A 13,989-nucleotide genomic window follows, 5' to 3' on the forward strand; every position below is an offset into this window, starting at 1 on the left:
TGGCTTTGAGTACGTATTTTTTCACTATTTAGGTGCGCCTGAAATAAACTCGTAATGCGTAGCATGTAGATGTTTTTTTGGTGCTTCTAAATACGGGCCTGCTTAAATGTTAAAGTTTAGAAATAAGAATCTTCGATTTATTAATTATAATTGTTATTCTTTATTTATATTTTGAGTGTTACAAAGTGTCTTTGCAATGAGTTTTTTTGCGAAGTTAAACTCTAGAAAAATGGATGTTAAATATATTTCATCTTGTCATTTGAATATTTTCTCAAAAAAATGAATAAAATAGAATGAGTAAATTTATTTGATTTATTTTGGTGTTCCTAGAAATGCCAATTCTTCTCCCACGAATGCAAGTTTCTCTCACACGAACGCAAGTTTCCCTCCCAATAGTGCAAGTTGTCGCAATTGGTTAATACTTTTAACCCAAATTACCTACTCTCTCCAGTATTCATAATTAGTGAATAGAAATGCACTTTCTTGATGATTGGTCGCAATAGGTGAGTGCGAATATATAATGTGAAATTAATTTTTGTCAGGTATGAATTCTGGGGGAAAATCAATGAAACTATCGCAAGCGGTGAGAGTGAATTTGGAAATGGTCGCAAAGTGGTAGTGCGATCATTCTCGATTGATACAGACCTATCTTGCGAGGTTTTAAAAATAATTTAGATGGCCGTCATTGGTTTTTTGATTTTGGCACGGCTCCGCCGTAAGGGGAGGCGAGTTTGTCTTTTCGGGTTTGCGCTTGTTCCTTTTATGCAATCACTCATTAGAGATGCAGGGCTCTGAGGGAACCCGTCATAAATCCGCCAGTATATAGACATTTTTAAGAGCTGCTATGCTAAATCCATGGTCGGTGTTAACGCAAGGTTTGGATGGTGTTTCGATTAAATCTTTATCTGAACAGATAGTTACTTCACTGAGCGACTATCCGAAAACTAACATGATTTACATTTTTCTAGTTTCATTGATTGCTCTAACAAGGTTTTGCCCCAAAGCGTTCTAGGAAGTAAATCTATACAACCCAATCTTTCATATTTGCATGAATAAAAATTAAACTTGTCTATTTTTGAACTTTAGAGTGTTTCGTAGGATTGCACCATCAACTTGCTAATACATAATGAAGGTTTGAAATGACCACATCACAACTAATTCTTGAGTTATCTCTTATAGGTACGATGCTACTCATTACGAGTGTTTTTTTGGTTCGTAGTTATGACAAAACTGATAGCGTAGGCACAAAAATTCAAAAGATACTAACGGGTCTTCTTGGTGCCTTTATGGTAATGGCGGGAACAGTAAAATTCTTTGACCCGTTCACGACGATGTTTGCAAAACAAATTACACTGAGCGAACTACCTTTCCCAACTTTGTCTCGCTGGGTGGGGCAATTAGGTGAGATTTTTGCAGGTCTACTGCTGCTTGTAGTGATGATTGGTAATAAAGTTCTACCTGCTCCGATTAAATATAAAGCGATGCAGTTATCAACGCTATTAACGACAGCAATTATGATTGTGGCTGTGCATGTTCACCTGCTGCCGAGTGTGCCAGCGGAGGTATTGCCACTTCAGTCTAAACCGCCTGTAATGACACTGATTATTCTTGGTTTAGCGTGGTTGAATACATTCCTATATTTTCGTAAAAAGTAATCGCTAACAATACAAGCGCCAGATTAGTTCGTCTAGTCTGGCGTTTTTTCTTTCTGGTGACGATTAATCTCGTTCTGAGTTTATCGAAGCTAAAAACTCTGCCGATTGACCAAACCGTTCAAAAATCATGTCTCTAAATGCAACCACTCTGGTCGCTATCAGCTTTCTGTCTGCCCATACCAAGAATGCTTTACCGGTTGGGTATTCAACGTCTGGCAATATCTCTACTAACTCTTTTCTTGCGGCATGCTTTTTAAAGGCTGCTCTTGGCATCATGCAGATCCCAGCACCTGCCAATGTTGCATCAATATTTAAACGCAGACTGCTGATTGAGTAACGAGGCTGATAGGGAATGCGGATCGCCTTGCCATCTTCTTTTAGCTCCCAATATGGCAAGTTATTACCTGAGAGGAGCTGATGGTTAATCAACTCTTCTGCATGTTTTGGTTGACCATGCTTTTCAATATAGCTGGGTGATGCCGCTAGCATTAATGGTGATTCAAACAACTGACGCTGTATTAAATGATTGGCATGAGGTGGAGTCGTCACAATCGCAAGGTCAATCTGCTCATCAAAGAAACGGTCTGTGCCTGCGCTAAATTGAATGGTTACGGAGACCTCTAGGTGAAGTTGCATAAACTCAATTGCCATTTTTTGCAGGAAATGATCCGCAAATGGCTCAGGACAAGAGACTCGGATTTCACCCGTTAAAACTGGCTGGCTATTTGAAAGCTGAGTCCATTCATCATTCAGCCGCATAAATAGGGCAGCGAAGCGCTGGTAATATTCGTCACCTGCTGTCGTGAGCAGGAACTTTTTTGCATTCCGGTGTACCAGTTTTTCACCCAGTTTATCCTCAAGACTTGCCACCGCCCTTGATAATGTTGGGGCTGAAACGTGCGTTTTAAGGCTCGCTGCGGCAAAGCCACCGCACTCGACAGATTGGCAAAACAGATAGAGATTGGAGATGTCTTTTGCTTTCATAATAGAACGCTCTTGAGGATTCAATTTTGAGTTAATCATTCAAATATGAAAGATTCAAGTTCAATGTTGTCTGTTTTTGATTGCGATGGTCGAAGCTAATATAGCCTCATCAGTTAGCAAATCGCTGTTAAGCATAAGAGAGCACCATGAAAAAATTGCCACGTAAGTTCCAATACCCATTAATGGTTTCTATGGTTTTACCCACCATGCTTCTTAGCATGCCAGCCATTATGGTTGCTAAAACTCTGCCAGAGAACGGCGCATTCTTTGATGCATGGTTAAACGCAGTTTCACAAATGGTGCCATCGGCACTGTTAGTTTTAGCCATTGTAGCGCCAACTGTTCGTCTGTTCGTAACCAAAGTGCTGCTAGAGCCAGAAGTAAAATAACTCAGTAAAGTTAACAAGTTAAAGAATAGGAAAGAGAAAATGAATGAATTTAAACTACACACTGTTGAGTCTGTACCTGAGAAAAGCAAAGCAATTCTTGACGGCGCACAAAAGCAAATGGGTATGATTCCTGGTCTTTACGCGGTAATGGCTGAGTCTCCTCAACTCCTAACGGCGTACACGCAACTGCATCAGCAATTCACCAATACATCATTTGATGCTGAAGAGCTAACTGTGGTTTGGCAAACCATCAACGTTGAACACGAGTGTCACTACTGCGTTCCAGCACATACTGGTATTGCGCACTCAATGAAGGTTGACCCTGCATTGACAGAAGCACTGCGTAACGATGAAGCGATGCCAACACCTAAGCTACAAGCACTAAAAGATTTTACTCTTGCTGTTGTTCGTAAGCGTGGCAATGTATCAGAATCAGACTTAGCGGCATTTTTTGCGGCGGGTTACGCTCAGCAACAGGTTCTAGAAGTGATCCTTGGCCTTTCGCAAAAAGTGATCAGCAACTACGTAAACCACGTTGCTCACACGCCAGTAGACAAAGTATTTGAGAAGTTTGCTTGGTCGAAGGACTAGTTGTTTTACCTCCAAAAGCTTATCGGCATAAGCTGTACTAATACTGCAAGCACCAAGCGATTTTATCGCGCCTTAATGGGCAAGCGACTTTGTCACTGCCGCACTGTGGGTGAGTAAAATCGCTTATGGGCCGCTACATATTAACATTGATACTGGCCCGCTTCGCGGTAGTGTGACCAGTTGCTTTCACTATTGTCGAGAGAATCAAAGAACTCGTTAGCTTCGATAGTATCGACTTCGTCGATGCGTTCACAACGATGCTTAACGAGCTCAAGTTGTTATTTTTCAGTCATATTTTTATCTAAGCAGCCAAGCGGGCTGCTGTTTGGTCACAATCATAAGTAGCGATTGCGAAGATGATCTTTAAAATGTGCGGGATTTAGAGTTTCGCCTGTCGCTTGTTTGACTAATTCATCAGTCGTTAGCAAACTGCCTTTGCTCCAAATATTGTCTGACAACCAACTGAAGATCGGCGTCAAGTCACCGCTAACAATAACGCTATCAACATCGATGTTTTTCCTCATCGCCGCCATAAATTGCGCAGCATACATTGCTCCAAGTGTGTAGGAAGGGAAGTAACCAAATGCACCATCAGTCCAATGTATGTCTTGCATACAGCCATTCTTGAAATTACCTTCGGTAGAAAGCCCCATGTACTGCTGCATTTTTTGGTTCCAAAGTTCCGGTACATCGGTGTATTTAATTTTTCCGTTGATAAGGTCACGTTCGATTTCATAACGCAAGATAACGTGAGCAGGGTAGGTTAGCTCGTCTGCATCAACACGGATAAAGTCTTTTTTCACACGAGTGTAAAGCTTTTGGAAGTTGTCTTGAGAGAATTGCTGTGAATTGGAACTGCCAAAGTGCTGTTCTGCAAGGCGAGCTAAATGCGCGATAAATGGATTGCTTCGGCCAATCTGCATCTCGAAAAATAGCGATTGAGATTCATGAATCCCCATTGAGCGGGCTTCGCCAGCGGGTAGTCCAGCTAAAGACTTAGGTAGTCCTTGCTCATAGCGAGCGTGGCCCGTTTCATGAACAATTCCCATCAGACTTTGTATAAATTCAGATTCATCGTAGCGGGTAGTGATTCGTACATCTGAAGGGACACCACCACAAAATGGGTGAACACTTTCGTCCAATCGACCATGTTCAAAGTCGAACTGTAGGAGTTTCATTACGTCTAGGCCAAGTGCCTTTTGTTTTTCTCTTGGGTAATGACCTTGAGGTAGGGTGACTAATTCAAAAGCTTGCTTCTCTATCACTTGGTCAATGAGTAAAGGTAGCCAAGATTTTACATCATTGAATACTAGCTCAAGTGATTCTGATGTGGTGCCTGGTTCATATAGATCAAGCATTGCGTCATAGGGGCTCGTATTTTTAGCTTGGGCTCGTATCTGAGCCTCCTCTTGAGACAATTTAACGACTTCAGCCCAGTTTTTTTCAAACCCAGCCCAGTCATTATCGCCACGCTGTGTACGCCACGCGTGCTCGCACTTAGTTCCAGCTATCGATTTTGCTCTCACTAAGTCTTCAGGTAATACAGTAGCTTGACTCCATTGACGTTTCATTTCTCTAACAGAAGCAGAGTTTATTGTATCGTTGGCTTCTACTTCTGAAAACAACTCCTCAAGAGCGGGAGAAGTCATTTTTTGATGGATGAGCGTAGAGAGCTCTGCGATAGCGTTTGAACGAGCTTCGGCACCACCTGACGGCATTACTGAAGCATTGTCCCATGAAAGCATGGAGTAGGCATGTTGCAGATTTGAAATGCTTTGAAAGTGGTGGGTTAGTTTATCAAAACTACTCATTATTCTTGTCCTTATTCGTTGCTTTTTCTTTTAGGAAGTTCTCTATGAACCTGTTGTTATCAGCTCTCTGTTTTTGTTGTTGTGCTTCTTCTGCAAGTATATTGAAGTCTGCAAACTCTGATGTTTCGTTAGTGGTTGAATCAAGCTGATGTCCATTTTCTTCTCGTGTATCACCACGATTTTTTGAAGATAATTGTAAGGAAATGGTATGTATGGTTTTGTCTTTTCTGCTTAGTCGTAAAGTAATAACTTTTTCTGAACTCAGATGCGTTAAGCAAATATCGATCATCGAAGCGTCGGCTTTTGAATTGAAATATATTTCTATCGATTTATATGTTTTTGAAATAAGGTCTCTAAAGTATGATATTTCTTCTTGAGCAAGTTCTTCGACTTTTATCTCTTTTGGTAGTGAGGTAGTTTCTATTGAGCTAGAAATTAAAAACTTTTCATTTAATAATTCAGAGCTTGATTTCCATTCTTTAGATATAGGGTTGTTAGCTTCGAGTGCTCTTTTCTTTGTTTCTAGTTTCTTTAGATTAATCTTTATTTCTTTTTGTTTTTTGCTTGCGTTATTGGCTCTTTCTCTAGCAATGGGCATTAGTTCATCATTTCCTTCCGCTAAAAGAAATGCACTATTGATCACATTGTCTAGTCTTGAAATTTCAACCTTGCAAAACTCAATTTGGTCATCTTCATCAAACTTATCCTCTTCAATATTCGTGTTTAGACTATAATTTAGCACCGCATTTTCAATTGGAGATAATAGTGCTGAACCAAACGTGTTCTTCCCATCTGCTTCAGTGATGCATTTTTTACATCTAATCGAAAATGTATTATACCGAGTCCGCGTTTTGACTAAGGCACCTTTGCAGTTACCACACTTGGTAATACCTCCGAGGGCTGTAATCAAAGTCAGATTAAAAGGTATTCCGCCACGACCAAATGCTTTTCTGCGAGAAAGAGCTAATTTTAGTTGTGCATAAGTATCAAGATCTAGCGTGGCAGGGAAATAACCTTCAATTACTTGATTTTTAATATGATAATCACCCATCAAGCTTTTGTGGGAAAGTAGAGCAGATACGTGAGAACTTTGCCAAAAAATATTTTCCTTTGACCCTTTTCGTTTTTCTGCATTGAGAGTTTTGGCAATTATTCGGTAACCTTGACCTTGTAGATATAACTCGACACACCTAAGAATTGTTTTGTGATACTCCGGATCAATTATGTAACATTCACCATTCCACGTGTAAAAATTTGGAACTTGATTAAACTGCTTTTTTATCCCACTTTTTACTTCGCTGATGCGTGTGTCATATGATTCTGTGATTTTTTCACTTTTTGCATCAGATTCTTCTTGTGAGCGTACTGGGGAAATGGTCGTGATAAGCTTACTAGATAGAGTGTCAAAGGCTCCGTCTCGTGTGATTACTGTAATATCATGATCTTTAAGTTTGAGTACAGCGGTCATACCAGCGGTAAAGTCACGAGATAGACGATCTATATTCTCGACTAAAAATATACTACCTTCGTGCTTCCCTTGATCTACTTCAGCCAAAAATTTACCAAGGTTCCCGGTTTTAATGTTGGTTTTATCTTTCTTACCAAAACCGCTAATGCCAGAGTCGTCAATTAGAACAATGTCGGACTCGTTATACCCGAGAGATTCTGCTTTTTCTGTGATGAACTTTTTTTGTCTGTTGATGCCAGAGCGACCTTTCTTAGCTTGCTCTTCTGTACTAACTCGTATGTACCCAAAAATCATTTTTCATCCATGCTCAATTGTTAACCTTCATAAGGTTAAAGTAGATGTACCTATGATGGCAACTGTTCCCAACCACAGATCGCCGCGAGATGAGAAAAGTGACTGATTTGATGAGTGTGTTCGAGTAATTTTTGGTAGGCATTCATTCCATTGTTCTCACAAACGTATTATTTGCTGAGTATATACCGTCGTGGTTTTAGGTGTATGGGTTTCATTCTAAGATGCGGTGCTTTTTATGAGGAATCTCGCCGAGTTAACGTCTTAAAGTGACTGACAGAATGCCAAAGAGTTGCTGCGTAGCGATTGTTTATTTTTGCGTTTCGAGGTATTCAATAGTTTTGGTTCTCATTTTTAAGTAAGTCAATGGAATTGGTTAATTTTGAAGCGTTTATTGTTGCCATCACGATTTTAACGCTGACGCCAGGGCTGGATACCGCGCTTGTGCTCCGCAATACCAGCCGAGGTGGGTTTCAAGACGGCTGTATTACGAGCTTGGGTATTTGTTGTGGGCTATTTGTGCACGCGACGCTTTCCGCAATTGGTGTCTCTGCGGTTTTGGCGCAATCGCCATCGTTATTTCAAGCGGTGAAAAGTGTCGGTGCGCTCTATTTGATTTGGCTTGGTATTACCAGCGTGCGTTCAATACTACGCGGTGCACAGGGCATAGAAGTGGGCAGGCAAGAGGCGAGAACGTTAAATCGAATTTGTTCTTTGCGTGAAGGCTTTTTGTCTAACGTGCTCAACCCCAAAACGGCGGTGTTTTATTTTGCCTTTTTGCCCCAATTTATTCATCCGCAAGGCTCGCCAATTATTCAATCCCTTGTGCTAGCGCTTGTACATTTTATTATCGCAATGATATGGCAGTGTGGGCTTGCTGGAATGCTTAATGGTGCGAAAAAATTACTCAACAGCCGCGGTTTTATTACCGGAATGGAAGGAACAACGGCGGTGATACTGATCCTTCTCGGCGGCAAATTGCTGTTGGCGCCTTAAGTGCGGGTCGTAAATATTTTTCTGATAATTTTTGCGTTATCAACAAAAACGCCCGCATCGTATAGCGGGCGTTTGCATTTCACTTGAGTGATTAAGCGTTAACGGCGTTGTGTTCTTCGTCTTTTTTCATTGAGGCGAAGTAGATGCGCGTTTCGTCAATCACCACCTGACGTAGGGCAACAAGACCAATTAGGTTTGGTACTGCCATTAGACCATTTACAATGTCAGCTAAAATCCAAATCATATCGAGCTTTAAGAACGCGCCAGATGCGACAAGGCAAACAAAGATAATCTTATAAGGCAAGACAGCTTTGGTGCCCATCAGATAGACAACGCAGCGTTCACCATAGTAATTCCAACCAAGAATAGTGGTAAAAGCAAAGAAGATAAGTCCGATAGAGACAAGCATTGGGCCGAAGGTATCTGCGTTTAGGCCAAGTGCAAACGCATGAGTCGTCATAGCTGCACCAGCTAAATCACCTTGCCATACGCCGGTAAGAATCAGCGCAAGTCCAGTCATGGTACAAATGATGATGGTATCAATAAATGTACCCGTCATTGAAATCAAACCTTGGCGTACGCACGAGTCTGTTTTTGCTGCCGCCGCCGCCATTGGCGCGCTACCAAGACCTGACTCATTAGAGAATACGCCGCGAGCAATACCAGATTGGATCGCAAGCATAATGCTCGCACCAAGGAAGCCACCCGTTGCCGCGGTTGAACTGAACGCAGACACAAGTACTAATTCGACAGCGCCAAGCAGCTTGTCTCCGTTCATGATGATAACGCTTAGGCAAGCTAGCACATAAAATAGCGCCATTGTTGGTACGATTTTGCCGGCGACATTGGCAATGGATTTGATGCCGCCAAGGGTCACACCTGCTACCAGCAAAGTGAGCACAACCGCAGACAGCTCGCGGTCAAAGCCAAATGAAATTTCAGTCGCATCTAGGATGGCGTTGACTTGCGGAAAAGTACCGATACCAAAACACGCTACACCTAACGCAAAAACCGCAAACAAGATGGCTAAAAATTTTGAGCCAACGCCATGTTCGAGATAGAACATTGGGCCGCCGATCATCTGGCCTTTATCGTCCACTTTACGATATTTAACCGCAAGCAAACACTCGGCGTATTTGGTTGCCATGCCGAAAAGGGCAGCTAGCCACATCCAAAACAGCGCACCTGGGCCGCCAAGTTTAATTGCGGTTGCCACACCAACGATATTACCCGTACCTATAGTGGCAGAAAGAGCGGTGCAAAGGGCGGCAAAGCTTGAAACGTCACCGTGCAAATTGTCTGATTTCTCTTTGGAGAAGATCATCTTGAAAGCGGTTGGTAAATAACGGAACTGAAGTAAGCCGAGGCGAAATGTGAAATAGATACCCGTACCCACTAAAAGAATGAGTAGTGGTGGTCCCCAAACAAAACTGTTGGCTGCGGTAAGAAAGTTGTGAAGGTCTTGCATGAAATTCCCCTTAATGAATACATAAGTACTAAGGAGAAGAGGGAAAGGGCTGAAACTGTGCAAAAAAGAGCAAACATTGAGACGTAAAAAGAAACGGCCCAATACAACATGTCGCTTTCCACTCCTCTGTCCTTTTGCCTGAGAGATTCGACCAATAAATTCTTATAAAAGAATTAGATAGATCTTGCTCCTTCGGCGGCCAATTGCTTGGCTCTCTCCAGAGGCTCCTCCAGCGTCAGTCCACTTTGCCTGAAATTATTAAATCTTCGGCGGGCATGCTCTTGGCATGCCTCTCTCCTGTGCGCTTTCATCGGAACAAGCTTTAAAACAAGGTGTTGCATTTGTTCTAAACGCTTGGTTATCAGTAACTGGATTACTAATGACGGGAAATTTACCAGAAATTTGGGGCAAATCAATAGGAATTTAAGTAAATCATTATTTGCAATAATCGATGATGAATAGAGCCTTCAACAGACAATTGATATGCAACTCAGCTTGAATTTGAACAAACGATGGTCTTTTATGGTTAGGGCGCAGGCTATGTATTGATAATCAAGTTATCTTGGTAATGTTGCACACTTTAACGTCACGTGGGTATATGCCTTCGATTATGAAAACTAGCCACTAAAGCATTCAGTTAAAACGCGGTAAATATATTCATTACCGCGAATCACGTTATTGGGACCGAAGGATAGATTAAATGGAAAAGGAAGTGGATGAATCTAAATCAATTTCTGTGACAAATAAGGATGATATTTCAGGTGGGAAGAATGATTTTTATGATGGTCTCAATGCTGATAAAGCATCATTATTTTTGAGAAAAGGCGAACAATTCAGTTTTAGACTTAATAATTTTGACTTATTACGGCTATTTGCCGCTTTTCAAGTGCTAATGGGGCATTCGTTAGATTACTTTGGTTTTTCTCGAATTCCATTATCGGTTTATTTACCCGGCGTGCCGATATTTTTTGTTATTAGTGGGTTTCTTATATCGGCCTCTTGGGAACGGAGTCCTTCTTTAAGTCAGTATATTAAAAATCGAGTGTTGAGAATCTATCCAGCTCTTTGGTTTTGCTTGTTTCTGTCTCTGTTTGTCGCGTCTCTAACATACACTTTTGAGGTGTTTAACGTTGAGTTTTTTACGTGGCTAGTTGCGCAATTGACGATCGGGCAGTTTTACAATCCAGAATTTTTCAAAGGTTACGGCGCTGGTGGGTTAAACGGGAGCTTGTGGACAATCCCTATTGAATTGCAGTTTTACCTACTGATACCCATTATTTATGTCATTATGAGGAAGTGTAATTGGAGTAACATTATTTTATTTTCGTTTGTTATTTTGTTTTCAGTGATAAATTACCTTAGATATTACTTCCAACCAGTGCTTGGCGATATCCTCATCTTCAAACTTTTTTCAGTGACAATCATACCTTATCTTAATATGTTTCTATTTGGCGTGGTTTTGCAGAAAAATATGTGGTTTGTAGAGCGGTTTTTAGCAAATAAAGTGTTGCACTGGTTAATGGTATATTTGGTAATTGTTTTTGCTACGGGGTACTTTGGCATCACTAACCAAGGCAACGCGATAAATCCAATTTCGGCCTTCTTCTTATCACTGCTAGTGATTTCCGCCGCTTATAGCTATGTGAATAAATTTGGTAATGTGTTAAAAGGAAATGACATTTCTTACGGAATTTATATCTATCATATGATTGCAATAAATTTTCTATTAAGCATCAATATGTTCACTCCCGCAACCAACGTCGTTATTACTATTTTAAGCGTGACAGTTGTAGCGATTCTATCGTGGAAATATTTGGAACAGCCAATGTTGTCACTGAAATCTGACAAGATGAAATGGTTTAAGTCCAGTAGAGTGTAGATTTTTAGCTGCACGCTGCGTTGTTTGCCTTAGCCTCGGTCCAGAACCTAGGCTCTGGCGCTTGCATCTTGACCTTGTTTGGGTATCAGCGCGGTTGAGAACACTAAAACGCGCCTTCAATACCTGTCCTACTTAAAGTTGCAGCGGTGTTGGCTGGCTCTTGCAAACCTCATCACATAGTTCGTTTATGTTCACGAAGTGCTCAGAGGCTTTGTTCGTTTGCCGCCTAGCTGCATCTCCACGTTGTTTGGGGTAACGGAAGGCGCACTCTTTTGAACAGGATTTATCTATGTTCAGAAGCTTTGATTGGATGCCGTTGACCTGAATCTTTAGGTTGTTTGGATAAAGCGCGTAATTTTATTTCCCAGCTCTCTATCGCTTTTTCTAACTGTAAAAAACAGGCGTTAAAGCTGGCCAAATTACTGTGTAGTGGGTCTTGTATGGTGCTCACTCCAATCCATTGGCCAATCAGAAACGCTTTGCCAGCACAGCCTGGAAAGCGCACTGCAATTTGGTCAAGTTGAGATTGTGTCATAACAAGAATGAGATCGTGCTCTTCAGCCATCGAAGACGTCAACTGTTTTGCACGGTGTAAAGAGAGGTCATACCCGAATTTTTTGCTAATTTGCTGCGCATTATCGGCTGCATCTTGCCCATCTAAATCATTATTTAGCACGTCAAGGCCTGCAGACGAAATTGAGTTGAATGGTAATTTCGCTTTAAGAAGCGCTTCGGCCATTGGAGAGCGGCAAATATTTCCCGTACAGACTACAACGATTTTATTGAATTTTATCATTTTAATTGACCCCATGTTAAACGCAGAATGCGTTCAAATGTTTGATGAGCAGATGCAAACGCTTCGGCTTTTATACCCTTTTCAGTTGAAGTTATAGGGTTGTTAGCTGGCTGTCACAAACCTCAAACCTCATCACATAGTGCAGCTATGCTTTGAGGCTTTATTAATTTGCCGGCTACCTGCACCTCCGATTTGTTTGGGTAGAGGCACGCAAGCGACTTAGAGTGACTTTGCAGGTGTTGCTGGCTCGTGTGGCAAGATCAACTCTGGCTCGACGGTTTTGGCGGGAACAACCGCAGTCGCATTGGCTAAGAAAAGGACAAATATAAAGGTGATCGCATTGGCCATGGGCTGAAGCCCAAAATCGGTCCCGATGTGGATTAACATACCGATAATCGCCATAAGGGCGCCAAGCGCAATTCCTTTCATTGTTCGGCTATGGCGCCTGTGTAGAGTTACTGCACATTTTGCTAGGCTATAGAGTACTACTGAGCCAAGTAACACAGTGGCAGGCAGGCCAGCTTCTGCAGCAAACTGTATATATTCACTGTGGGCGAAATCATAGAATCCGAGGTAACTTTGCTCATAGCCGGGAAAGACAGTATAAAAGCTTGCCATGCCAGTTCCGGTAAATGGAAAATTTTGAATAATGCCAAGTGACCATGAGTAAACCTGATCGCGCGATTCTGCAAGCCAAGAGGTTTCGGCAATCCGTTGCTGCACTTCACCTAAGCCAAATAGTGCGCCAATGATGACCAAATCAATGGCGATGATACTGACAATAAGCGCGGTCAATGCTCTGGGCCGTCTTTGATACAGACATAAAGCTAAAACACCACCAATTGTGGTCGCGCAAAAAAAGGCAGCGTTGCCCATTCGAGAATGGCTCATTACTAGCGCAATGGTCATGAATATTAAACACAATCGAATGAACATCTTCGGGCTTAGTATACTGGTGAGCAACCTGTCAATGCGCACCGCCCAAGTACCAGATTCTGAGGTATGCAGCTGCGTGATCACAAGTCCGATACCAATACATATGGTCATTAGAAGGTAATTGGCGTAGTGGTTTTGATAAATAAAAGAGCCAGTAGCAACATCACCAACTGGCACATTAAAGACTGTGCTGGTTTCCAATTTTAGCAAAATAGTGAACGCGCCATAGAGCGCTTGAAATGTCCCACTGATCACTAGAGCGACGCAGGCGTATTTCAACCTTCTAGAGGTTGATACCACGACAATGGTATTAAATAGAAATAAACAGTACGCGATACCTTTGGCGAGTGCAGCCAGTGTCATCTGTCTATCTAGTGAAATATACCCATATTGCGAATCGACTAATGTATAGATCTCCGCACTGTCAGGAGATATCCATTCAAGCCATTGAAGAGGTATTGGTACAATTTGTAATGCGACCCATACCTGAAAAAAAACCAAGCCCCAGATGAGCGCTTTGTATTGGGAAAAACGCTTGGTTGGCAAGTGGTTTCGGTAGAGGATGATGGTGATAACTGCTTGTAAAGATATCCATATTTGGGCTATACCCCATGCGAACTCTCGATTGCTTCCTAACGGTATTGGTAACCAGATGAGTAATGCAATCAAAGAGTAAAACAACCAATTATCGTATTTCTTAAGATAAGCGCTTTGCATAGGGCACC

At 41.8% G+C, this 13,989-nt stretch carries 11 protein-coding genes and 2 riboswitches; of the genes, 5 read left to right on the plus strand and 6 right to left on the minus strand.

The window, feature by feature from the left end:
• The first annotated feature begins 1,139 nt into the window (after positions 1 to 1,139).
• A complete protein-coding gene (locus HGP28_RS06070; protein WP_168835569.1) occupies positions 1,140 to 1,655 on the plus strand; it encodes a hypothetical protein in 516 nt (171 codons plus the stop codon).
• Between the two features lie 63 nt (positions 1,656 to 1,718).
• Here HGP28_RS06070 and HGP28_RS06075 read toward each other — a convergent pair whose 3' ends face one another.
• Positions 1,719 to 2,639, minus strand: coding sequence for a LysR family transcriptional regulator (locus HGP28_RS06075; protein ID WP_168835570.1), 921 nt, complete (start codon positions 2,637 to 2,639; stop codon positions 1,719 to 1,721).
• Positions 2,640 to 2,785: 146 nt separating this feature from the next.
• On the opposite strand from HGP28_RS06075, the gene HGP28_RS06080 reads away from it, so the two are divergent.
• Together HGP28_RS06080 and HGP28_RS06085 are read left to right on the plus strand one after the other, a co-directional pair.
• Positions 2,786 to 3,028: a DUF2798 domain-containing protein gene (locus HGP28_RS06080; RefSeq protein ID WP_168835571.1), complete on the plus strand. Its 243-nt coding sequence runs from the start codon at positions 2,786 to 2,788 to the stop codon at positions 3,026 to 3,028.
• A 39-nt stretch (positions 3,029 to 3,067) separates the two neighbouring features.
• Positions 3,068 to 3,619, plus strand: coding sequence for a carboxymuconolactone decarboxylase family protein (locus HGP28_RS06085; protein WP_168835572.1), 552 nt, complete (start codon positions 3,068 to 3,070; stop codon positions 3,617 to 3,619).
• Positions 3,620 to 3,954: 335 nt separating this feature from the next.
• On the opposite strand, the gene HGP28_RS06090 is transcribed toward HGP28_RS06085, so the two are convergent.
• Entirely contained in the window at positions 3,955 to 5,430 is a 1,476-nt protein-coding gene (locus HGP28_RS06090) for a carboxypeptidase M32 (protein WP_168835573.1), read from the minus strand.
• Positions 5,423 to 7,192, minus strand: a complete 1,770-nt coding sequence (locus HGP28_RS06095; RefSeq protein WP_168835574.1) for a recombinase family protein — start codon at positions 7,190 to 7,192, stop codon at positions 5,423 to 5,425. The genes HGP28_RS06090 and HGP28_RS06095 overlap by 8 nt, the downstream gene beginning before the upstream one ends.
• A gap of 363 nt (positions 7,193 to 7,555) precedes the next feature.
• On the opposite strand from HGP28_RS06095, the gene HGP28_RS06100 reads away from it, so the two are divergent.
• Complete coding sequence (locus HGP28_RS06100; RefSeq protein WP_168835575.1) at positions 7,556 to 8,185, plus strand: LysE family translocator; 630 nt, start codon at positions 7,556 to 7,558, stop codon at positions 8,183 to 8,185.
• A 91-nt stretch (positions 8,186 to 8,276) separates the two neighbouring features.
• On the opposite strand, the gene HGP28_RS06105 is transcribed toward HGP28_RS06100, so the two are convergent.
• Positions 8,277 to 9,653 (minus strand): alanine/glycine:cation symporter family protein, encoded by a 1,377-nt coding sequence (locus tag HGP28_RS06105; protein WP_168835576.1) that lies wholly within the window; start codon positions 9,651 to 9,653, stop codon positions 8,277 to 8,279.
• Positions 9,654 to 9,776: 123 nt separating this feature from the next.
• Positions 9,777 to 9,877, minus strand: a riboswitch (glycine riboswitch).
• Between the two features lie 3 nt (positions 9,878 to 9,880).
• A riboswitch (glycine riboswitch) is annotated at positions 9,881 to 9,963 on the minus strand.
• A 390-nt stretch (positions 9,964 to 10,353) separates the two neighbouring features.
• Here HGP28_RS06105 and HGP28_RS06110 point away from each other — a divergent pair.
• A complete protein-coding gene (locus tag HGP28_RS06110; RefSeq protein WP_168835577.1) occupies positions 10,354 to 11,532 on the plus strand; it encodes an acyltransferase family protein in 1,179 nt (392 codons plus the stop codon).
• A 283-nt stretch (positions 11,533 to 11,815) separates the two neighbouring features.
• Here the strand turns inward: HGP28_RS06110 and HGP28_RS06115 are convergent, their stop codons facing one another.
• Positions 11,816 to 12,328, minus strand: coding sequence for an arsenate reductase/protein-tyrosine-phosphatase family protein (locus HGP28_RS06115; RefSeq protein ID WP_168835578.1), 513 nt, complete (start codon positions 12,326 to 12,328; stop codon positions 11,816 to 11,818).
• Positions 12,329 to 12,547: 219 nt separating this feature from the next.
• On the minus strand, positions 12,548 to 13,981 hold the full coding sequence (locus HGP28_RS06120; protein ID WP_168835579.1) for an O-antigen ligase family protein: 1,434 nt from the start codon (positions 13,979 to 13,981) through the stop codon (positions 12,548 to 12,550).
• Between the last annotated feature and the right edge of the window lie 8 nt (positions 13,982 to 13,989).

Source organism: Vibrio agarilyticus (genome assembly GCF_012641465.1).
In the GTDB taxonomy this organism is placed as follows: domain Bacteria; phylum Pseudomonadota; class Gammaproteobacteria; order Enterobacterales; family Vibrionaceae; genus Vibrio; species Vibrio agarilyticus.